The organism is Lysinibacillus sp. FSL H8-0500 (genome assembly GCF_038051955.1).
Taxonomy (GTDB): Bacteria; Bacillota; Bacilli; order Bacillales_A; family Planococcaceae; genus Lysinibacillus; species Lysinibacillus macroides.
Map to the genome: position 1 here is coordinate 4,748,358 of NZ_CP150292.1, position 21,853 is coordinate 4,770,210.

The 21,853-nt window shown below is 35.0% G+C and carries 19 protein-coding genes; 6 read left to right on the forward strand and 13 right to left on the reverse strand.

What is annotated here, in order from left to right; translation table 11 throughout:
- Window positions 1-30 precede the first annotated feature (30 nt).
- The gene (gnd, locus tag MHB44_RS22925) at window positions 31-1,434 is read left to right on the forward strand and encodes a decarboxylating NADP(+)-dependent phosphogluconate dehydrogenase (RefSeq protein WP_341301029.1); all 1,404 of its coding nucleotides are present in this window, start codon (window positions 31-33) and stop codon (window positions 1,432-1,434) included.
- 219 nt (window positions 1,435-1,653) lie between these two features.
- Here gnd and MHB44_RS22930 read toward each other — a convergent pair whose 3' ends face one another.
- The gene (locus MHB44_RS22930; RefSeq protein ID WP_341301030.1) at window positions 1,654-3,192 is read right to left on the reverse strand and encodes a diguanylate cyclase; all 1,539 of its coding nucleotides are present in this window, start codon (window positions 3,190-3,192) and stop codon (window positions 1,654-1,656) included.
- Between the two features lie 135 nt (window positions 3,193-3,327).
- On the opposite strand from MHB44_RS22930, the gene MHB44_RS22935 reads away from it, so the two are divergent.
- Complete coding sequence (locus MHB44_RS22935) at window positions 3,328-3,651, forward strand: BRCT domain-containing protein (protein ID WP_341301031.1); 324 nt, start codon at window positions 3,328-3,330, stop codon at window positions 3,649-3,651.
- A 50-nt stretch (window positions 3,652-3,701) separates the two neighbouring features.
- Here MHB44_RS22935 and MHB44_RS22940 read toward each other — a convergent pair whose 3' ends face one another.
- On the reverse strand, window positions 3,702-4,346 hold the full coding sequence (locus tag MHB44_RS22940) for a peptidylprolyl isomerase (RefSeq protein WP_341301032.1): 645 nt from the start codon (window positions 4,344-4,346) through the stop codon (window positions 3,702-3,704).
- A gap of 402 nt (window positions 4,347-4,748) precedes the next feature.
- Entirely contained in the window at window positions 4,749-6,614 is a 1,866-nt protein-coding gene (locus tag MHB44_RS22945; RefSeq protein WP_341301033.1) for a leucine-rich repeat domain-containing protein, read from the reverse strand.
- Window positions 6,615-6,760: 146 nt separating this feature from the next.
- On the opposite strand from MHB44_RS22945, the gene MHB44_RS22950 reads away from it, so the two are divergent.
- Together MHB44_RS22950 and MHB44_RS22955 are read left to right on the forward strand one after the other, a co-directional pair.
- Window positions 6,761-7,306 carry a PadR family transcriptional regulator gene (locus MHB44_RS22950; RefSeq protein WP_341301034.1) on the forward strand — a complete coding sequence of 182 codons (546 nt, stop codon included), beginning with the start codon at window positions 6,761-6,763 and terminating at the stop codon, window positions 7,304-7,306.
- Window positions 7,307-7,309: 3 nt separating this feature from the next.
- The gene (locus tag MHB44_RS22955) at window positions 7,310-7,786 is read left to right on the forward strand and encodes a DUF4188 domain-containing protein (RefSeq protein WP_341301035.1); all 477 of its coding nucleotides are present in this window, start codon (window positions 7,310-7,312) and stop codon (window positions 7,784-7,786) included.
- Window positions 7,787-8,205: 419 nt separating this feature from the next.
- On the opposite strand, the gene MHB44_RS22960 is transcribed toward MHB44_RS22955, so the two are convergent.
- From MHB44_RS22960 to MHB44_RS22990, 7 genes are all read right to left on the reverse strand, one after another.
- Window positions 8,206-9,447 carry a VWA domain-containing protein gene (locus MHB44_RS22960; protein ID WP_341301036.1) on the reverse strand — a complete coding sequence of 414 codons (1,242 nt, stop codon included), beginning with the start codon at window positions 9,445-9,447 and terminating at the stop codon, window positions 8,206-8,208.
- A 419-nt stretch (window positions 9,448-9,866) separates the two neighbouring features.
- Window positions 9,867-10,628, reverse strand: coding sequence for a dipeptide/oligopeptide/nickel ABC transporter ATP-binding protein (locus MHB44_RS22965; RefSeq protein ID WP_341301037.1), 762 nt, complete (start codon window positions 10,626-10,628; stop codon window positions 9,867-9,869).
- Window positions 10,625-11,425 (reverse strand): ABC transporter ATP-binding protein, encoded by an 801-nt coding sequence (locus MHB44_RS22970; RefSeq protein WP_341301038.1) that lies wholly within the window; start codon window positions 11,423-11,425, stop codon window positions 10,625-10,627. Before MHB44_RS22970 ends, MHB44_RS22965 begins: the two co-directional genes overlap by 4 nt.
- Window positions 11,422-12,270, reverse strand: a complete 849-nt coding sequence (gene nikC / locus MHB44_RS22975; protein ID WP_341301039.1) for a nickel transporter permease — start codon at window positions 12,268-12,270, stop codon at window positions 11,422-11,424. The genes MHB44_RS22970 and nikC overlap by 4 nt, the downstream gene beginning before the upstream one ends.
- Window positions 12,267-13,214, reverse strand: a complete 948-nt coding sequence (gene nikB / locus MHB44_RS22980; protein WP_341301040.1) for a nickel ABC transporter permease — start codon at window positions 13,212-13,214, stop codon at window positions 12,267-12,269. The genes nikC and nikB overlap by 4 nt, the downstream gene beginning before the upstream one ends.
- On the reverse strand, window positions 13,215-14,813 hold the full coding sequence (gene nikA / locus MHB44_RS22985; protein ID WP_341301041.1) for a nickel ABC transporter substrate-binding protein: 1,599 nt from the start codon (window positions 14,811-14,813) through the stop codon (window positions 13,215-13,217). It abuts the gene before it with no gap.
- A gap of 326 nt (window positions 14,814-15,139) precedes the next feature.
- Window positions 15,140-16,153, reverse strand: a complete 1,014-nt coding sequence (locus MHB44_RS22990) for a GNAT family N-acetyltransferase (RefSeq protein WP_341301042.1) — start codon at window positions 16,151-16,153, stop codon at window positions 15,140-15,142.
- 100 nt (window positions 16,154-16,253) lie between these two features.
- Between MHB44_RS22990 and MHB44_RS22995 the strand changes: the two genes are divergently transcribed.
- On the forward strand, window positions 16,254-16,694 hold the full coding sequence (locus tag MHB44_RS22995) for a MarR family transcriptional regulator (RefSeq protein ID WP_341301043.1): 441 nt from the start codon (window positions 16,254-16,256) through the stop codon (window positions 16,692-16,694).
- A gap of 53 nt (window positions 16,695-16,747) precedes the next feature.
- On the opposite strand, the gene MHB44_RS23000 is transcribed toward MHB44_RS22995, so the two are convergent.
- On the reverse strand, window positions 16,748-18,211 hold the full coding sequence (locus MHB44_RS23000; RefSeq protein ID WP_341301044.1) for a hypothetical protein: 1,464 nt from the start codon (window positions 18,209-18,211) through the stop codon (window positions 16,748-16,750).
- 725 nt (window positions 18,212-18,936) lie between these two features.
- Between MHB44_RS23000 and MHB44_RS23005 the strand changes: the two genes are divergently transcribed.
- Entirely contained in the window at window positions 18,937-20,073 is a 1,137-nt protein-coding gene (locus MHB44_RS23005; protein ID WP_341301045.1) for a Fic family protein, read from the forward strand.
- A 175-nt stretch (window positions 20,074-20,248) separates the two neighbouring features.
- Here MHB44_RS23005 and MHB44_RS23010 read toward each other — a convergent pair whose 3' ends face one another.
- Together MHB44_RS23010 and MHB44_RS23015 are read right to left on the reverse strand one after the other, a co-directional pair.
- Window positions 20,249-20,629 carry a hypothetical protein gene (locus MHB44_RS23010; RefSeq protein ID WP_341301046.1) on the reverse strand — a complete coding sequence of 127 codons (381 nt, stop codon included), beginning with the start codon at window positions 20,627-20,629 and terminating at the stop codon, window positions 20,249-20,251.
- A 63-nt stretch (window positions 20,630-20,692) separates the two neighbouring features.
- The gene (locus MHB44_RS23015) at window positions 20,693-21,835 is read right to left on the reverse strand and encodes an SIR2 family protein (protein WP_341301047.1); all 1,143 of its coding nucleotides are present in this window, start codon (window positions 21,833-21,835) and stop codon (window positions 20,693-20,695) included.
- Window positions 21,836-21,853 lie beyond the last annotated feature (18 nt).

Consider the following 21,853-nt stretch of genomic DNA (forward strand, 5'->3'; position numbering starts at 1 on the left):
TCATCACCATTTACTAAAGGAGCGAAAAAAATGTTAAATACAATAGGCATTATTGGTTTAGGCGTTATGGGTAGTAATCTTGCTCTGAATATGGCCAATAAAGGTGAACATGTATCAATCTATAATTATACAAGGGATTTAACGGATAAACTTTTGGAAAAAGTCGAAGGACAAACGCTTACGCCCTACTATGTACTAGAAGACTTTGTACAATCATTAGAAAAACCTCGTAAAGTATTTCTAATGGTGACAGCAGGCAAGGCGATTGATTCGGTGATTCAATCCTTAGTGCCTCTCCTTGAAAAAGGCGATATTATTATGGATGGTGGGAACTCTCATTATAAAGATACTGAGCGTAGATACAATGAGTTAAAATCACAAGGTATCGGATATTTAGGAATTGGTATTTCAGGTGGAGAGGTTGGTGCGTTAACAGGTCCTTCGATTATGCCTGGTGGCGATCAAGATATTTACGAAAAAGCTGCTCCTATTTTAACAAAAATAGCCGCGCAAGCTGATGGTACACCTTGCTGTACGTATATTGGCCCTCAGGGTGCAGGGCATTTTGTGAAAATGGTGCACAATGGTATTGAATATGCAGATATGCAGCTTATTGCAGAAGCCTATACATTTTTACGGGAAAATGTAGGCCTATCGGTTGAGGAAATTGCTGATACTTTTGAAACGTGGAATCAAGGTGAGTTAAAAAGTTATTTAATCGAAATTACTGCGGAAATTTTAAGGAAAAAGGATGATATAACAGGCTTACCATTAATTGATGTGATTCTCGATAAAGCTGGTCAAAAAGGAACAGGCAAATGGACAAGTATGCAATCCATTGATAACGGCATCCCTACATCTATTATTACCGAGGCGCTATTCGCTCGCTATGTATCTGCGTTAAAGGAGGAGCGTGTCCATGCAGAAACGATTTTAGCAGGACCTAATAAAAACCTTCTTCATGACTCAAACAAAGATATGTGGATTGAATCTGTAAGACAAGCCTTATATATGGGGAAAATTTGTGCCTATGCCCAAGGGTTTACGCAATATAAAATGACGTCTGAGCTTTATAACTGGAACTTGCCATTAAAGGATATTGCGCTTATTTTTCGTAGCGGCTGTATTATTCGTGCAGAATTTTTAAATGTAATTAGTGAAGCTTACCAAAGCCAACCTGCGCTTGCTAATTTATTGATTGCGCCATATTTTGCCCAAAAAACAAAAGACTATCAAAATGGATTAAGAAAAATGGTTTGTGAAGGCATTTTATCAGGCACTGCCTTACCATGCTTAAGTGCTTCTCTTTCCTATTATGATAGCTATCGAGCTGGAACATCTAATGCTAATCTGCTACAGGCACAGCGCGATTATTTTGGTGCTCACACGTATGAACGACGTGACCAAGAAGGCATTTTCCACACCAACTGGTAGTGAGAAATTTGTTTAAGGACAAACCTTTGCGCTGAAGGGTGACAATTTATTGTGACCACCGCTTGTTTAGCAGAAAAAGGCTGTGCAAAATGATGTTTACTTTGTACACAGTCTATGTCTAGATTTTTGGGGGCTTGCGTAACAATTGAAGCCTTTTATTGAATCAAGAGAAAGCTCAACCATACATCATCCTGTTATGATTGTATAGTTGAGCTTTTTTTACTCTTTATAAATATATACTCGATTCCGTCCTGCCCGTTTTGCTAAATAAAGTGCTTGATCTGCTTTATTTAAAAGTTGATACAATGTTTCCTCGGGATGTATGACTTCTGCTACACCACAGCTAATGGTAGTTGTAATCATTCCCTCAGTAGTGTGCAGGGACTGTGATGCTACACTGTGACAAAGCTGCTCTGCTAAGGCCTCACCCTCTGCCAATGTACTACCTTTAAGCGCAAGTACAAATTCCTCACCCCCATACCTCGCAAAAAGCTCTCCCTTTGTTAATTGACTTTGGCAAACCTTTGCAACATGGACAAGGACTTGATCGCCAATCGCATGACCATACGTATCATTTACTTTTTTAAAATAATCAATATCCATTAAAATCACTGTAAAGGCGGTTGATGCTTCTATGGCCTCGCGATAAGCTTGATTACATTGCTTGAAAAATGCACGACGGTTATAAATCTGGGTTAATTCATCATAATAAGCTTGTTGCTCTAGTATTGTTTGTAAATTTTTCAGCGCTGTAATATCTGTAAAAATAAGTAATATTCCTTTGTCATGCTGTAGTGCTGTAATACGAACCTGATAAGTACGGATAGTTTGCTCAGCTGTTGTCAGAGTTATCTCAAACTCGCGCGTCTCTAATGTAAATGGCATGGATTGTCCAGCTACAATAAACCATACTTGAGCAAAATCCATACCAAACATAGATTTTGATAACTGCGGAAACATTTTTCGACATGCTTGGTTAAACTCAATTAATCGATAGAATTGATCTAACACAATCACACCATCATTAATACTATGAAATATTGCATCTTTGGCAACCGGCATTACCCTAAATAAACGAGAAGAATGAATGGACCATAAGTACAATAGCGAAGAAACCCATAAAGTCATTGGAACAGGATCAATTCCTTGAGGTGTAAAACCCATTAAATATACAAAGCCCATGATCATTGGGATAAATTGACCACACATTAGCGCAATTAATTGCCATCGATACGTCTTAACAGTTTCTTTCCAATGGGCTAATACTAATAAAAATGCTACAAACATACAGGCAAATGTAAATACACCATGAATGATGTACCATACACCAATTTCTTGATGAATATAAGGAACTCCACGTACAAGATCAATCTCAAATACTCTATAATGAAAATGGTGTATATCATTTGTAGCAACCATGATTAAACTAATAAAGGGAATTACAAGAAGTATTACTATCTTTTTCTTGGTAATATTAAAGCCTATATATTGCATAATAAACAATAAGCCTAGAGGAGCCGAAATAGCCATTCCAGTATATGAAATAGTTGTCCAAAACTTTATAGATCCTAATGTTGTCGCAATCATACCAAAAGCACAAGCAAAGCAGTACAAAGCTACAAAGGCTGTGTAGCCAACAAATAAGTGAGCGATTTTTGTATAGTGATAGCGCTTTAGAAATACATATAAACATAAATACAAATTTAATACGCCCGATATGCAACTAAGAGTAATAAAAGCAGTCAATTGCGAATTCATATTTATGTACCTCATTAATTTTTAATTTTAATGTAACATAAATGCAAAGTTTTGTAGATTAGTTTATAAAGGTTTTTATTACAAATTATTACAATTAAATCACTTTCATATTTCTTTTAGCAAGGAGCCTTTCATATGACAAATTCAGATATTATCTTCCTTTCTGATTTATCCGAAAGCCTTGTACATCCTTTTTATCATAAATATATCGTCTTTACAGGTGCGCTTTCTACAATGACACGCTCAAAGGCTACTAAACACATAAATGCTTGTGGAGGGATAGTACAAGGAGCCGTTACATCAAAAACGGATTTCGTTATTCTTGGTAATAAACGTAGGGGCTCTAGCACAAAGCAACTGAAAGCAGAGCAGCTGATCACTCTTGGGATAGATATTCAAATAATTGTAGAGGATGATTTCTTATGGCTAATTTCCATCCCAACAAAGCCTCAAATTTAAAAAATAAGTCGATTTTTGAATGCTCAAAAATCGACTTACTATTCTAGTAACTATTTATGAACTCTTGGCTCCGGATAATCAAAGCCCTTCGTATCAACCTCTACCTTTTTCATTTGCTGATCTTCTAAAGGTTTATCCGCGCCATCTCGCTCAACCGCAACAATGGCATCGACTGTTTCCATGCCCTCAATCACTTTCCCAAAAGCCGCATATTCACCATCGAGACGTGTTTCTTGCTCCACCATAATAAAGAATTGTGAGCCTGCTGAATTTAGATCCTGTGAACGAGCCATTGAAATCACACCGCGCTCATGCTGCAGTTTATTTTCAAAACCATTCAATGAAAATTCACCATCAATCGAATAGTCTGGACCACCTGTACCATTCCCTAATGGATCACCACCTTGAATCATAAAGCCGGGAATAACTCTATGGAAAATAAGTCCATCATAGAATCCCTTTTCTACTAAAGAGATAAAATTTGCTACTGTATTTGGCGCTACAGCAGGCTCTAGTTCAATCACAATTTTTTCATCATTGTTCATGGTAATGGTTACAATTGGATTTTCCTTTACCTCTGATGCATAATCCACCACCGTATTATCCTCATTGTTCGTATCTTCTGTTGTGCCACAGCCCACCAAAAGGAGGACAAGTGTTAGTAATACCAGTAACCCTTTAGAGCGTACAACCATTTTTTCAACTCCTATTGATCAATATTTCGCATTATTAACTTTATCGCATTATCATTCTATTGTGAACAAAAACTCTTAGATAAGCTACCTAAGTCAACCTCTTTTGAATAACCCTTTTCTCTTAATAAAAGTGTATTAGTCATTTTCATAATGGTATACTTCCTGACTATCATGTAAATCTTGATTTATCCTTACTTCCTATTCTTTAGTTAACAAGGTTAGTAGATATTTTAGAATTATATGAATAGCCTTTAAGACCACTAAAAAAGTAAATTTTCACTAAATAAATATGCTCTTTCCATCAATGAAAATAGATTAATTATTGGGTTATTCAGTGACCTTCCTCCTTTTTGTATTCGTCTTAGTTTATATCTTAATTTTCCATACTTTTAAACAACCTTGTTATTCGTACACAACTCCTTTATCGAGCATTGATTTATTTTGCACTGGATTTCCTAAAATATATAGCTTTTTTAAATTAGTTAAACCTACTAAAGGCTCAATATTTGAAATAGCGTTATTTTCCAAATGAAGCACCTCAATTTGTTGCCAATTTTCCATAAAGCTTAGTGATTGCAATGTGCTATCCTGCATTGTAAATGAATGTAAGGCAGTCATATTCTTAAAGTAAGGCATCATTTTGTTCACATCATTCAACCAATCCCCTCCATCAATTTTAAAAGATGGCTTGTAGAGGACTAATTGCTCTAATGTATTATTTACAAATGGCTTTTCACTGTTGATGCTAAAAGAACAGCTTCCGCAATCAAATGTTTTTATATGCTGCAAATTAAATAATTCATGTGTTTCATTGAAAAAATATGCCTCACTTACATGTAACGTTTGCAAGCTAGGTAATTGATTTAACGAGCGAATATTAATAAATTCCTCGCCCTCCACTGTGGAAAGCTGCTCCAACTGTGGAAATTTCAATAGTTGCGTTACATCAAAATCCGAGGAAAGATGAACAGTCAAATCTTTTAATGCTGGTGCATTTAATTTAGGAATAAAGGCTTCATCCAATTCTGCCACCTTTAAATTTTGTGCAATAATTTCTGGCACTATCCCTTTATAATAACCTGTTATTTTCAGCTCTGTTAAAGACGATAAAGAACCTATAGCTTCAAGTGAATCTAACTCGAGAAGGCTTTCTAAGGTTAGCCTCGTCAAAGACTGCTTATTTCTAATAGGCTCTAAATTTGTGATTGATGTGTAATTTAGATAAAGCGACTGTAAATTTGGCATGCTTTGCAGAAAATCCACTGTTTTTAAGTTCTTAGCATGCTCTATACATAATTCACGCAATCGACTTAACGAATATAGTGCATTAAAATCTGTTGCATCCGTATACATAATGTTTAAAGCTTGTAAATCCGTTAACGAGGATAACCAGTGAAAATCATCGACACCGTATATGGTAAATGATTTTAACTTTAGCTGATGTAATAAATGAAAATCTATGACCGACTCATCGACATACGTAATTTCTAGTGACTGTAAATTCGGAAAGTCTAGTAGTAAAGCAAGCTCTTGATTATTGCGAATCTGTGTCGTAAGCTCTATAATTTTCGATTTATCCCCTATAAACTCTGCTACTTTAGTAAATGATTCGTTGAATGCTGTTGAATAGCTTTTTAAACCTTTTAAATGTTCAAAGCTTATTTGTTCGCTTTGCTCGATTTCATATTCATTATCTAGCTTTAGCTTCGTTAAACCTGTAAAAGCTTCAAAATCCTTTTGCTCGATTCTTTGTTTATTTAACAGCTTATCCATCATTGTATAGTTAAAAATTTTAGCCTGTTCGTTTGAAAATGGATCATCAAAACTATATTCAAAATGCCACTGCTCATCGAAATTACGAGCAGAGAAATAGCGGATTGTCGAAATTTCTTCTTTAGTAGGTAGCGCATCCCCTTTATTGAAAATATCCTGTAGGAAAAATAGGAGCGCTTCACTTTCAGGCATTGTACGAACCTCTACTTTATGCTCACTATCTGTTTTTGTATCCCCCAACGTAAAATACCCTAAAAACATCAGGATAATAATCACTGGTATCAACAACAGTAAAGCTTTCCATTTTTGAGGCGTATGTGCTGTCTGTTGAGTAGGAGATACCCCATAATAATTGTTAATCGTTTGATTAATATAATAAACTTTATTTTCCTTCAATAATAACTCTGTATCACAATAAGGACATTTAATCACTTGCCCTTCTTTGTATTCAAGCTTTCCATTACAATTTGGACAATTTAATTTAATTAATGCCATTAGCCACCCTCCTTTTCATTTATTAAAGCAAATTTTTATATAGATAAAAATAGGAGAAGATACCCTCTTGCTGGGTCTTGCATTTTTTAATACCACCCATTATTATATATCTAAATGATATATATCATTTAGATAGGTGTGAAAATATGAAGAATTATAACGACACAACATATGCAATATTAGGGATATTGACGACAGAATGTAAATCAGGCTATGCCATTAAACAGTTGATTGATCGAAGCCTTCAACATTTTTGGAAAATTAGTTATGGTCAAATCTATCCAACGCTTAAATTAATTTCCCGGGAAGGATTAGCAGAGGTACGCACTTCCGCAAGCAATGGCAGACCTGATAAGAATGAATATTATTTAACTGCAAAAGGGCTAGAGGTATTAAAAAATTGGTTAGAGCAGCCCATTGAACTATTTCCAACAGAACGCAATGAAGTTTTGCTTAAATTATTTTTTGGACACCATCAATCTGAGGAAAGTCAACTATTGCTGCTACAAAATTATAAAGAAGCACTTGAGGGGCGCTATCAAACTTATATAACAATTGAACAAGCGATCCAGCAGAAAGCAAGTGAAGATTTAAAGTATTGGCTCTTTACATTGGATTATGGAAAAAGAACAACGCAAGCCACAATTGAATGGTGTGATTTTACGCTGGAGCAACTTCAAAGGGAGGAATAGAACATGGCTAACAAAGTTTACACTGGCCGCTATACAGTGGATAATACAGAGGATATGGTCGTTTTTATTATTGGTATGAGAGTAAACAAACGTCTCGCTATTCACAAATGGTTTCCTGTATTTACAGCAATGCCTGGCATGGTTAAGGAGCTTTATACAAACAAGGAAGAGCTGGGCTTTTTATCAATGGAAAGCTATTTTGGACTAAAAACAACAACGATGATTCAATATTGGCGTTCACTTGAAGACTTGCTCGTCTATGCTAAAAACGAAAAGCATTTAGCTGCTTGGAAGCAATTCAATCGAAAAGTAAACAATAATGAGGCGGTTGGTATTTATCATGAAACCTATCAAATTCGTAAGGGTACCTATGAAGCCATTTATGTCAATATGCCCCATTATGGTTTAGGAAAGGCCTTGCCGCATATTGCTGTGACTGCCGAAAAGAATTCTGCTTCTAAAAGGCTGAACAATGAATAATTTTGTTAATGAAAAAGCTAGGAGATATTTTTATAACATCTCCCGGCTTTATCCATAAAAGAAATAAAATGAACCTTCATTCAGTGGAGGCTTACATCCTATAGCTTTCGCTCAAAAAATATCTGTAGCTGCCGCTTCGCTTTCGCTCAAAAAATATCTGTTAATATGGTATCAAAGCTTGTTCGGCGCTTTTATGATATTCAAATTTAACAGACTTAGGTTTCAATCGAAATAACACCTACAATCAAAGCTACCAATTACTGTGCCAAAATAAAAGGCATTATTGGACATAAAGAATGTTAAAAAGGTCACTATAATTACTAAATAAGGCCCTAATGCAGGCTGTATAACAGTTACGAAAGTTTGAGCATCCCTGTGCTTCAGAGAAAATATCCACTGCAATTACAATCCATTGGATCTTAATGCAAAATCCCCTTTGCTCTTGCCTCCCTCAGCCATTGTGGGAATTCATTAAGAAGTCGATCATATAATTCTTCATCTGTTATTTTATCTAAATCATCCAAAGCAAAAAAATCGGCATTATCAATAAATCGCCCTGGTAAATCATCTAATTTTTGTAGAACACCGTAATTCGCATTCCCTAGACCAACAAATTGCCAGAAAATATTATGTTGTGAAGCATCAATCAAAATTTTAGCAATCTCTTTATCTTTATAAATCCCACCATCACTGAAAAATATAATATATGCAGGTATGTCCTTGCGAGGCTCTTTTTTTACATAGTGACGGATAATATCCTTCATAACAGGTGGCTCATTATTCCCTGAGCCTAAACCACCAAACATTTGGGGCACAGGATAGGTTTGTTGAATATAATCCTCAAAATCTCTCTCTGTCACACTTCTAGCTTTCATAAATTTAGAGCCAAAGAACCAAACATCTAATTCGCCATTGTCATCCATACAGGCAGCAACAGCTAACACTCGTTCAAATGCACGTTGAATGGTGCCTCTTTGATATAGCTGTGTCATTGAGCCTGATGCATCAAAAACAACAGCTATCCGCGACTTTTCAAATCCAATTTTTTTCTTTTCCAATGAAATGGAAACCTTCTTTTTCAATAAATCAATTTTTGTTAAATGAACTTCTTGAACAGGCTCGCTAGAAGGAATAGATGGAACTTCAGGCTCTTCAACCTCCACTCCATACGATTCAGCTAGTGGCTTTAGCCCACCATTAAATCCCCTACCAATCGCTCGAAATTTAAATGTTGCTTGATGTCGATATACTTCAGCAAGAACCAATGCCCTTTCTTCAGTAGCATCATCTATTTGATAGCAAACCTCTCCTTGCCTACTTTTTACTGTAATACTCAGCCCTTGAACTGTAGCAAATGTTGCGTTTCCCTCTAATGTTGCTGTAAAAAAGCAATGCTGAATAGTTGGTGAAAGCTTCTCTAACTGTATCGTAAAAACTACTTTATTCGTTTCATTCGTTGTTAACCAAACACTTCGCTCTGGCTCTGTTTCTTGATTGTAAAATACCATATAAGCATCTGATGGCACCTTGCCATTAGCGCCTACTAAAAAAGAACTAACATCTAATATCGACGTAGAACTCCATCGTAACTCCACTGTAATCGTGCCACTCTCTGCAAGAATGGTATTTCCACCCTTTTGTAAAGAAACAATATTAGTCATCTCAAAACTCCTTTAATAGTTAATAAATATTGCTATTTTTTTCGCTATAATCACTATAAACATCTAATACCTTATCCCTTTAAGATTGATGAATTATGCTGATATTTAAGAAAATTATAACATTTGATTCTAAAAAAAGTTCAATTGATATAAATTTTGAAAGACCCTAAAATTACAGTAAACAAAGATTTTAAATATCAAGAGCAGCCACCTATCTAAATTTGAGATAGATGACTGCTCTTTATGTATAACGCATATTTGTGATAGTTTAAGCTTACTTTATATTCCTTCATAGCTATAAGGCTAAATATATAATTTCTTAGATAAAGAAATTGCTCCTATCTAACTTAGAAAGACGATTTTTCTTATTTTTAATACAATTTATTTAACATCTGCTTAGGAGTTAGTTCTCTATAAAGCTAATAAATTGAAATAAGCTCTTTTGTATAAGGATGACGTTCATTATCAAATAAATCACGGCTATTAAATTCATCAATCAGATGACCTTCCTTCATTACTAGTATGCGCTGACACATTTGGTTAACAGCAGCAAGGTCATGAGATATAAAGAGATAAGAAAGATTTAATGTTTCACGAAGCTCCGTTAATAAAGTGAGCACTGCCCTTTGTGAAATAACATCCAGACTGGCAGTTGGCTCATCCAAAACAATTAGCTCTGGTTCAATACTTATAGCCCGAGCAATTGTTACCCGTTGCCGTTGCCCGCCACTTATTTCATGGGGATATCGCTCAGCTAAATTAGATGGCAATTCAACCGCTTCTAATAGTTGTTTGACGAAAGCAGCCTTAGAGGTAAATGAAAAATAACTAAGATTCAGCTCCTTTGAATACTCCAAATAGGGGTCAAGCAGTGAATCCTTTATTTTTAGCTTTGGGTTTAGGGCAGCTAAGGGATTTTGAAACACGATTTGCAGCTTTTTTCGATAAGAATATAACTGTCGTCCATTGAGACTTTCGATTGGCTCATTGTTAAAATAGATGGAACCACTGTTAATTGGTTCAATGCGCAATAAACATCGAGCTAGTGTACTTTTACCACAGCCACTTTCCCCAACAAGACCTAAACACTCACCTTTATTTAATGTAAATGAAAGATCATCTACCGCCACTTTTCCTGATTGATAGGATTTGGTCAGTTCTTTTACTGTAAGCAAACTCATTCTTTTCCTACCTCCTGCAAACCTGATAGCAGACCCTTACCTAAAATTGGTGTAGCATGAATTAGCTGCTTTGTATACGCATGCTTTGGATGGTCAAGTATACGATGCTTCCCACCAGACTCGACAATTACCCCATCCTTCATGATTGCTATACGGTCAGCATACCGTCTTACATGCCGCCAATCATGCGTGATAAATAGAATGGTACAACCTATTTCCTTTTGCTTTTTTGCAAGCAGCTCTAAAATGCGATGTCCTGATACACTGTCCAATGCAGTTGTTATTTCATCTGCAATCAATAAATCCGGAGATAATAAAAGTGCGATTGCAATTGAAGCGCGTTGAAGTTGCCCTCCGCTTAATTGAAAGGGGTAGCTATTATAAAAGGCTTCATCTAATCCAACTGAATGAAGGGCCTCAATTGACTTTATTTTTCTCTGTCTAGCATCTAGGTTGCCATGCACCTTTTGATATTCCTCTAAGTGTTGTCCAATCGTTCTAAATGGTGTAAAGGTACCTTGATAGTCCTGAAAAATATAGGACAGAGTTTGACCACGAATTGTACGCATTTGCTTTGGCGACAGTGAACACAAATCCTCCTCGTTTAAAAGGATCTTACCTTCTACTTGAAAATTTTTAGGAAGCAATTGTCCTATTGCCTGGGAAAGAATGCTTTTCCCACTTCCACTTTGCCCCACTAATGCAAACCATTCGCCTTTATCAATGGAGAATGACACATTATCAATAATTTTTTTCTCTCCACTACGAATGGAAACTTGCTCCATTGATAAAATCATTGCTTCACCTCCTTCTTCACATCAAAATGATCACGTAAATAATCGCCCAGCATATTCGTTAGTAACACCACTACTACGATTGCCAATCCTGGATAAATCATTAATTCAGGTCTCGATTGAAAGTACGGACGTGATTCATTCAACATTGCTCCCCATTCAGGTGTTGGAGGCTGTACTCCTAAACCAATGTAGGAAAAAGCTGAAATAAGCAAAAGAATTTTGCCAAAATCAAGGCTTGCGAGTACTAAAACATGCCCGATGATATGAGGAAATAAATGCTTTCTTATGATTTTTATTGGAGAAAGACCATTCGTACGTGCAACCAGTACATATTCCTTTTGAGACTCAGATAAAACCGTGCTACGTACCAGACGTGCATAACTTACCCACTTAACCATAATAATAGCAAGCACTAGATTACCTATACCTGGACCAAGTAAACCACTTAATACAATGGCTATAATTGTATCTGGAAAAGCTAAAAATCCATCTGCAATACGCATAAATACACGATCAACTAGCCCACGTTTGTAGCCAGAAATAAGCCCAAAAGGTACACCAATAATAAGCGCAGCAAGAAGGGCTAATAAGCTGTACCCAATTGTCTGCTGAGCCCCTAGCACTAATCTTGTCAAAACATCCCTACCAAGTTGGTCTGTCCCTAATGGATGCTGGAGGCTCATCCCCTGAAGTCGTTCATCAAGGTTTGTTAAATTTGGATCATGTTGCAAATGGAAAAAAGTATACAGAACAATAAATAAAATAAAGATTAGGCATATTAAAGCTACTATACCTGACCAACTGAACTTTTTTAATTTTTGCAAACGTAAAGATAATCCACTCATCGATTCGCCTCCCTTTCTTTTAGCTTCATTTCAGGATTTAAGTATCTATAAGATAGGTCGACACATGCGTTTACAATAAAAACAATAATTGCCATAATTAAAATATATCCTTGGATAAGGGGATAATCACGTTGGCGTATAGCATCAACCACAAGCTTTCCTATCCCTGGATACGCAAACAACACTTCAATTACTACTACACCGCCAATCAGGCTTCCTAAGCTAACGCCAAAAACAGTAATAACAGGAGGAAGGCTGTGTCGAAATGCATGCATGAGAAAAATACGTTTTTCTGATAAACCACGCGCTCTTGCAGCACGGATAAATTCCTGACTGAATGAATCGAGAAGGCTAGAACGAAGCAAACGAACATATACGCTCGAAATAGCTAGACCCAGTGTCAATGATGGTAAAATTAAAGATATGAACCCATCTCTTCCCATAGTCGGAAGCCAATGCATACGAACACCAAATAGCTCAATAAGAATAAGACCTAGCCAAAAACTAGGGATGGCTGCACCAAGAACAGATAAGGTTCTCCCTAATTGGTCGATCCAGCTATTGCGGTAAAGTGCAGATAGCGATCCTAATGGAACCGATATAACCACCATAACAATTAATGCTCCAGCCGCTAATTCCATAGTGGCAGGCAAGCCCATTAAAATCATATCCATTACGGGTTGACCTGTAACATAGGATACTCCGAAATCAAGCGTAAAGAATTTTAGTAGCCATAGTCCATACTGTACAAGCAATGGCTTGTTGAATCCCATATCCTCTCTTAATGCCTCTAGCTGCTCCTGATTAACAGATAGTTCATCAACATTTAAAATCGTTAAAACAGGGTCACCAGGCGCAAGTCTAACAACTAAAAAACTAATAAATGTAATAAATAATAGAAAAATTAGAACCTCAAAGATTTTTCGAGCAAGAATTCTTAGCATCTATTTCACATCCAACAGATTGGTAATCATATAATATTCACTTCTCGTTGTTACCCAATTTTTCACTTTATTTTCTTTATAAGCAACAATTGTAGAAGGATGCAGAACAAATGAATTAATTACATGGTCATGAACATAATTAGCTGCCTGCTCTGCTAGTACAGCTCGCTCCTCCTGACCAACAGTTTGATTGAGCTTATCGATAATGGCAGTCAACTCTGACTCATGAGCTCCACTAAAGTTAAGCGCACCAGTTGGATGATAGGTTGCATTTAAATAATAGCCTGCATCCCCTCTTGGAGCCGTTAGGTTGCTATATGTCGCCAAATCCCAATCCCGATTTGATGCCATATATTCCTCGGGTATATCAATTTGACGAATTTCTACATCGACGCCTATTTGTTTAGCATCCGATTGAAATACTTGAGCGATTAATGGCAAATCTGCTCTCGCACTATACGTTAAAAGTGTAAATTTAAGCGGCTCTCCGTCTTTTTGCATCTTGCCATCTTTAAGGGAATAACCCGCTTCTTCTAAGTACTTAATTGCTATATCTGATCCAGTTTCACTTTTCTCATAGGATGGAGCAAACGGCAATGATGGTAAAAAGGGGCTAACAGCAGGTTCTCCGTACCCTAAAAGTATATTATCTACAATTTTCTGACGGTTAATTAAGGCATCCACCGCACGACGGACATTTATATCCTGTAAACTTTTTTGTTGCATATTCATCGTCATTTGATGAACACGGAATGTCGCAGTAGATTCTACTTTTATTCCATCTAATGCTTCTAACGATTCCAAGCTCTCTACCTCTGGACGATACACAATATCCACTTGTCCAGACTTCAACGCAAGGGAGCGAGCATTTGCATCCTCATTAAAGGAGAATGTTACTGAATCAAGATTGGAAGCACCATCCCAATAATTATCGTAACGCTTAAGCTCCAATTTACTGCCCGGTGAAAATGACTCTAGTACAAAGGGACCTGTACCAACTGGTTTATTGACAATATCCTCTTCTGTTACATCGATAATTGAAACATTCGGATTCACTAGCTCAGAAATAAACTCTGGAAAAGGAACCTTTGTAGCAATAGTTAAGGTATATCCATCTGCATCAATTTTGTCTATTTTAAGAGCGTTCTGAATTGCCACACTCTCCTGCAATGCCCGTTCAAGAGAAGCCTTCACTGCCTCTGCATCCATTGCTTTACCATTCTGAAATGTAATATCCTCACGAAGATGAATCGTCCAATGTCGACCATCCTCCCCCTCCCAGCTTTCAGCAAGCCATGGAGCGACAGTTAAATTTTCCTCATCTAAACGCACAAGTGTTTCTGTTATTCCAGCTCTTAATGGAACATAACTTGAATCAACATGAGGATCTAAAGAATTCGTGGAAAAATTATAGAGAAAGTTAATATGCTTGTCCGTGGTATTCTCTTTAGCTGTTTCCTTAGAGGGTGTTGTACAAGCACTCAATAAGCAAAGACATACTAGTAAGATACCTACTTTTAATATTGAATTGCCTATAAACGTTGGGGTATCTTTTATATTTGCCAGGCTGTACCTCTTATTTCCATTAACAAATTTCATAGTTAACTACCTCTTTTCTAATCCGCATTTAAAATAGTAATCATTACGTTTTGCATTATATCGTAATCGTTACTATTTAACAACGGTTTTTTTAGCAAAAATATAACTTTTTAAACTACTTATACGGAGGATTTTACAATTAGAAGGGAGGAATGAAGGATAGGAACATGTCCTACAAGGTTAAGCTTCATCTAATAAATATGAAAAAGCCATCTACTCAAAAAATTTTAGAGGAGATGGCCATTCATCATATCTATCAAAAAGACATACTTATAATAAATTTCTACATAATAGCAATAAAGGCTTAAAATACCTAATTGAATTTGCTATAACAGCTTTATACTAGGATTGTTAAAGTTTGCCCATGCTATATTACTATCAATATATCTAACCATTCGATAAGCAACTGGCTTAAACCCACACTTAGGCCAAAACGTTGAAGAGGCAAGGTTGGTCATTCTCCAATCTGTTATCATACTATTGTATCCTTTCTCTTTCATAATTCTATAGCCTTCATTCATTAGCTTTTTCCCTACACCTCTTCCCATTTGAGAATGGTACGTGCCTGCAATGCTTAACTCTACTCCGTTGTCAGGTGTCATCAAATCAGAGGTGATCGGACAATAATATTGAAAGCCTAATTCTTCCGTATCCTTTATCGCAATAAGACATATTTCGTCATTGTCCTCTACTATACTTTTATAGGCAGCTTTTATATTCGATACTACTTCAGGTAACGCAGGCTCAAACGTAGGTGCCGCATTATGATACGATTGAATGATACTAGACATTTTCCCCATCATGTCACTATCCATTTTATTAGCAACCCTAATCTCTACATCCGACACATTTTCAAAGGATTTATAATCTTTTATGTTCATTACGGCATGGACTTGCTGGATAAAAAAGCTTAATCGTTGGTAAGCATCATAGTATGCCTGATTACCAAGAGGGATGATTGTATAGTGCATAAAACAACCCTGCTCAAGCCATGCCTCTGAAACCCTTGCATATAGATTTCGTATCAGTTCAGAGGATTGATCCATTCGGATTGCTACACCCTCATAGGGCACCCATGCATATCTGCCTCTAAGAGTATCGATCTTTATCTCTCCAATGATATAGCCTACTAGCTCATTATTCGTAAATGCTCCCATCCCAATCATTTTGTTATTTATAAATAATTCCTCAAGTATGCGTATTGTATATTTGACATTGAGACAACTGTTTTTTAAAAATGGAAATACTTCACCTTCAACATTTTGCCGATGAATTAGTAAATCAGCCATTGCGGGTATGTCATTAATACTAATTGCTTTGAACTCATATACTTTCAACATTATTCCTCCTCACTTATCCTTATTCATTGACAATTCTATAATAGTTAAGGAGAATTAACTTAACTATAAATCTTTCAAATAAATTAAGGATGATAAATCTGTGCATGATTATTTAGTACTTATAGACAAAATTAACCAACAATTTGAGCAGTTCAAATTATTAGTTTTACAAGAAACAAAAGAGGCTGAGGAATTAGAAAGCTTTCATCTAACTCCTCAACAAGAAATGATAATGTATTATATCATTCGTCATGAACCAGTAATTGCAAAAGATATTGTAAACCATTTTGATATTTCAAAAAGTGCAGTTAGTCAAGTCATTTCAAAACTTGAAGAAATGAACATGATCTATCGCCAGGAAAATTTAGTAAACCGTAGAGAGGCCCTTATTTATCTTGGCGAAAGGGGCCAAGAGTTCCATCAACTTCTAAAAAAAATTGATGCTATTCTTGTAGAAAAATACTACTCGAAAGCAAGCTTAACAGAGTTAAAAAATGTTCTGGATACATTAAATAAGATTGTTGGGACTAAAAAAATTTAAAGCTGTTTGATTCCATATTTAGCATTCAACAAATTTTTCTACACTGACTATTATCAATCCTTTTTCATATTCGCTTTAAAATAGTAGAACTCATCTTCCCTTTTCGCCTCCCTAAGTAATGAGTCAGCTTCTTTACCTTTCACATAATGGTCAAAGAAAGCCAAAGCATACTTATTCATAACTTCATGGAATTGATTTACATCTATATTCCATGATAATAGAGGCGAGAGAAAGGGGAAATCTGTAAAAGTATAATGATCGCCTGCTATAAAAGTAAGCATAAAGGTATCTCCCTTTATCCCCTCTTTATAGTGAAAGTCAGCAAGCTCTGTAATTTTACTATGATACCTTTGAAATTCCGCTGGAGTAATATTTGTATACTGAATTTCTTCATCTGGTATATAAAGATAATCTTCATCTAAAATAAACATAAAAGGCTGTTCAAACCCTGAGCTGGCTACCGGTTCATGTAAGGGGCCATCTATATTGATTCCTCCAGAAATTCTGCTATCGTCTAACAGTGCTTGAGCAGCCGTTGAACCTCCATATGAATGACCAAATATACCGATTTTGCCCATATCCATCTTTCCATTAAATAAACCTTGAGGATCCCTATGATTAATTATTGTTAATTGATCTAACACATAGCTTATATCTTTTGAGCGCCTTTTAACATCTTTCTCATCATCAATATTAAAAGAATAGGAATAGGCATCTGTCTGATTCATGATTTCCCGTCCATCCGGAAACCTTGTATAAGCTGCATCATTTGTATGGTCAACGCTGACAACAATATATCCGTGACTTGCCAATTCCTCCATTTGGGAAAAGCTTTGCATTCTGGTACTACCATATCCATGAGAAAATAAAAGAACTGGAAATTTGTCTTCTCGATTAGAGACAGCTATATCCTTTATGCTATTAGTTTGCCCATACTTTAAATACTCAAATAAAGAGCGTGGAACAGAAAAAATAAATTCCATCGTTCCTGACCATTCTACATAAGGAAAAGGTTCATACTGCATATCCTTCAATGTGTCCCTTATCTCTGCTGGATACCATATTTGAATCATTAATTCCCGAGCTTTTTGTTCCGAGTCATATCTGGATTCATCTATCAAATGTCTTGAATTCATACCTACTTCGAATGGACCCGTAGGCTTTGGAAGTTGAAATACAGGCATCATCGTGACTAAGCCCACACTGCCAAATGAATAAATAAGCATACACAAAATATGTACAAATCTTTTAACTTTCCTGTTATTTTTCACGCCTTCAAGGAGGACTTTTTCTGCATTCTTTTGCATATAGGACTTTATTGTAAATACCGTTAAAAGTATAAACAATATATAGGTCAATCCCATTTGCCACCGATCACCCTCAAGCCTTAAATGAATAATTAAAAGGAGAAAAGCCATCAGATTAAGAGTTCCTTTCACCTTTACATTAATTTTTAATAGAAAAGAAAAAAACCATACAATATGAATGACAATCAACATACCTTCAAATAGTCTCAATAATCTCAACTCCTATATCCTTTAGTTAAGTTAACTTTACTTAACTATATATTGTAAGAATACAAATGTCAATTTTTTCAGAAATATTCTAAAGTGAGATCCTGCTTTTTACTGCCATAATAATAACGATTTCTTTAGATATATCATTGTTTCTAAACACCGCCTTTATCATAAAATATAGTGTTTCGGAATAATGAAACAATCTTTAACGCTTGGAAAATCTATGTTCTCAAAACAATAATCCCTCCAAAAATAATAATTCATCACTATTTCGGAGGGGTTATTAAATTGATCTGTTTATTCTATCCTGTATAGATTTTTAATAAAAAGTTGACTATCCATCTCAAAATTAGATTTGTCCTTCATTCATTACATCACTTTTCCAAGAATTTTTTTATTGAAAATGGAAAATTTCTCTGTTTTACTAATGAAATTGGATAACATATTTCACTTACAATTGTTTTTCCCTACAATAAATTATAAGTTACCAATTTAAATATCTTTAGCAGTTCTTTTCGTTAACCTCACATACTTATGATACGGTTCACCGTAACTAGTGTAAGTGCAATTTTTATAAATTATTTTAGTTTGAATAAAGTGGATTTAAAAAACATATACTAAATCCCATAAAATAAGGTTTTTTTCTTCATTTTTTAAACTTTAAATGATATATTATACTTATTTAAGTAAAAAAAATAAAAAAATTTATTTAAGGAGGATTTATTATGTCACCAATTAGAGGCATTAAAAAGCTTCCTATTAGCATTCCTGTAACGGATGCAACTAAGATATTGATTCTTTTAAATGAAGTCTCAAATAAGCTGGGAAGATTAGATGAACGATTTAAATATTCATTACTAGGTACTGAATTAATCAACACACTCTCATTAAATGAATCTGTTCAATCTACTAGAATTGAAGGCACTCAAGTTACATTCATAGAAATGGTTGAACAGGCACATAAAAAAAATACTGCTCCTAAGATTCATGAAGTAGATAATTATAGAAAGGCCTTAAATTATGGTTATGAGCAAATTCGAAATGGCTATCCAATTTCCACCCGATTAATTTTGGAATTACATGAAATTTTAATGAAAAATTCTAGGGGAACTACAGAAGGAAGTGGTGAATTTAGGAGAATTCAAAATTTTATTGGACCTAATAATAAAATTGAAGATGCTTCATATATCCCTATTGAAGCTAACGAGATACCCAATTACTTAAATAACTGGGAAAACTTTATTAATAAACATCCTTATGGTCAAAAACTCTCAACAGAACATCTAGAGAAAGAAAATACATTTATAATTGATGAAAACAGTCCTGCGTTGTTAAAAGCTGCTATTATGCATGCCCAATTCGAATCTATACATCCATTTTTAGATGGTAATGGTCGTTTAGGTAGGATCTTAATTGCTTTATATACAGTACAATCAAATTTAATAGCAAGCCCAATCTTTTTTGTTAGTGAAGAACTTGAGAAACAAAGATTTAAATATTACCACTTTTTAAATAGCACAAGAGGTCATAATGCAAGTTGGACTCAGTGGATTGAATTCTTCCTAGAAGCTTCTAATAGAATGGCCGATAAGTTAAATCTTTTATTAGAAACTGCTGAAAAAATTGCTTTTGATGGTCTTACAAAGTGTGAAAAAGATGTACAAAAAAATGTTTACTTACTATCGTTCCGCTACCCTAAAACAAATGCTGTAGAAATGGCACAAGCTTTAAATATTTCCCCATCTACAGCTAGACAAGCTTTAAACTTTTTAGTTGATAATCAGTTACTTTATAAAGATGATCAATCAAAAAGAAATGTGGCTTATTATAACTACGATATTACTCAATTGATTCAATCTTAAATACTTTAAACCTGCATCTAATCTATTGATACTCGATGCAGGTTTACTTCTTTTTAAAAACCTCACTTACTTATGATAAGGTTCACCGTAGTGATTTAAGAGGCAAAAAATAGAGACGAGAGACTTTTTCTCTCGTCTTTTTCAACTAATCTATTTGATTTCTAATTGCTTTGATTTAGTCAATCTTCTTTGAAAAAAGAAACTTCTCGATATTACCTAATAATCCATAATCAAAAGAAAGACTTCGTTTTTCCTCTTCTTTGTAAACCTCATTCAAGTAACTTGCCAGATCATCCATCAATTGATTATTATCAATAAAAACGTTTCCTTTATGACCGTCAAAGCTTTTTATAAAGAAATGTCCATCTTCACATCTAAATAATAGATGTAGGTTGCCTTGTGAACGATATTCATATTTAGTCTTTACAGTTATAGGATATTTTTGATTTACTATAAAGTCACATGCTTGGTATTCATCATTATCTGTTACTTGTATTGTCCCTATAAAATGTGTGTAATCGAACTTACAAACTGAACAAAGTAAAACATTATTCATTTCCATCCTCCTCGTTTTTTGCATTATAAAATGAATGGGGCATATTTCCCTAACACTTATAAATCACTTAACTAATTCATCGCTAATTTGTTCAATCGAATCAGCACCATCAAATAGAAAGTTACCCTTTTCTATGCTTAATTGTGTTCTTGCTGATTTCAATCCTAACACCTCATTTACATATTTAACAAATTCAATTTTATCTGCTTCTTCAGCCTTGAAATCTACAATAACAAATCGACTTAAAGGTCTTTGCTTTTCTCCTCTTTTTCTCGTTAGTTCCAACCTTGCTTTTATTGCCTCATTTATATGTTCATCTCTAAAGCTGTATCCAATTATATATAACTCATCACAAATATCGTCTGGATCCATCATTTTTACTTTAAATTTATTGTAGTAATAATTGAAGGGGGACATCTGTACTTTGGCACTTTTATAACCCCCAGTTATTATTGAAGGGAAGTATTCAGATGTATTTAGTCTTTTGTAAAAATCTTTTAGTCTAATATCCTCGGTCTTTAACTTAAACACCCGACCATCATTTAATCGCTTAAATGAAGACAGTGAGCCATGTAAGTGATGCAACCTAATGTTTCTTCGCCCAAAATCAGCTATATTTTCATGAGGACTAAAATTAAATTTTTCAGCACCATCCAAATAGCCCCTTGGTACATGAAAATCAGTAAATTCATCAGTACCAACCACACTCAGAAGGATTGTTTCAAGAAGTAAATCAAAGTTCAACGTGAAAAAGTCTACTTGATTATTTTCTTGCACTTGAGTTTGTAGCCACCTAATAAATCCAGACAATTTTTCGTCTATTTGATTCCAATGAACATTCCCGTCAATTATCTCTACAATCGAAGAAGTATACGATAGTATGATTTGTTTAATCTTTTCTAAATGACTTCTTAACTCATCAACTGATAAATTTTCAGATTCAAGGTATATCTTTCCCTCGTCTGTCGTGTCTAAGAATGCTACATAACTGTCCAATGAATCATGAACTTGCTCTATACTTGCAATTGCTTCTTCAAAGTCTACTTGCACATAATTTCCCTTTTGAATTCTCTCCATGTGATGTTCAACAAATTTTTGATGCTCATTAGGTAAATTATTGTAAAAAGTTTGTGTAATATTTTGCAATGAGAAAGCTCCGTTCAACCCTACCGATAATCCATTTCCAGTTAGTATTACTTTTCTCATTTTCCTCACCTCAAATGA

Bases quoted from the DNA above. Each gene is read 5' to 3' on its own strand.
- gnd (WP_341301029.1), top strand. From the start codon at position 31: ATGTTAAATACAATAGGCATTATTGGTTTAGGCGTTATGGGTAGTAAT.
- MHB44_RS22930 (WP_341301030.1), bottom strand. From the start codon at position 3,192: ATGAATTCGCAATTGACTGCTTTTATTACTCTTAGTTGCATATCGGGC.
- MHB44_RS22935 (WP_341301031.1), top strand. From the start codon at position 3,328: ATGACAAATTCAGATATTATCTTCCTTTCTGATTTATCCGAAAGCCTT.
- MHB44_RS22940 (WP_341301032.1), bottom strand. From the start codon at position 4,346: ATGGTTGTACGCTCTAAAGGGTTACTGGTATTACTAACACTTGTCCTC.
- MHB44_RS22945 (WP_341301033.1), bottom strand. From the start codon at position 6,614: ATGGCATTAATTAAATTAAATTGTCCAAATTGTAATGGAAAGCTTGAA.
- MHB44_RS22950 (WP_341301034.1), top strand. From the start codon at position 6,761: ATGAAGAATTATAACGACACAACATATGCAATATTAGGGATATTGACG.
- MHB44_RS22955 (WP_341301035.1), top strand. From the start codon at position 7,310: ATGGCTAACAAAGTTTACACTGGCCGCTATACAGTGGATAATACAGAG.
- MHB44_RS22960 (WP_341301036.1), bottom strand. From the start codon at position 9,447: ATGACTAATATTGTTTCTTTACAAAAGGGTGGAAATACCATTCTTGCA.
- MHB44_RS22965 (WP_341301037.1), bottom strand. From the start codon at position 10,628: ATGAGTTTGCTTACAGTAAAAGAACTGACCAAATCCTATCAATCAGGA.
- MHB44_RS22970 (WP_341301038.1), bottom strand. From the start codon at position 11,425: ATGATTTTATCAATGGAGCAAGTTTCCATTCGTAGTGGAGAGAAAAAA.
- nikC (WP_341301039.1), bottom strand. From the start codon at position 12,270: ATGAGTGGATTATCTTTACGTTTGCAAAAATTAAAAAAGTTCAGTTGG.
- nikB (WP_341301040.1), bottom strand. From the start codon at position 13,214: ATGCTAAGAATTCTTGCTCGAAAAATCTTTGAGGTTCTAATTTTTCTA.
- nikA (WP_341301041.1), bottom strand. From the start codon at position 14,813: ATGAAATTTGTTAATGGAAATAAGAGGTACAGCCTGGCAAATATAAAA.
- MHB44_RS22990 (WP_341301042.1), bottom strand. From the start codon at position 16,153: ATGTTGAAAGTATATGAGTTCAAAGCAATTAGTATTAATGACATACCC.
- MHB44_RS23005 (WP_341301045.1), top strand. From the start codon at position 18,937: ATGTCACCAATTAGAGGCATTAAAAAGCTTCCTATTAGCATTCCTGTA.
- MHB44_RS23010 (WP_341301046.1), bottom strand. From the start codon at position 20,629: ATGAATAATGTTTTACTTTGTTCAGTTTGTAAGTTCGATTACACACAT.
- MHB44_RS23015 (WP_341301047.1), bottom strand. From the start codon at position 21,835: ATGAGAAAAGTAATACTAACTGGAAATGGATTATCGGTAGGGTTGAAC.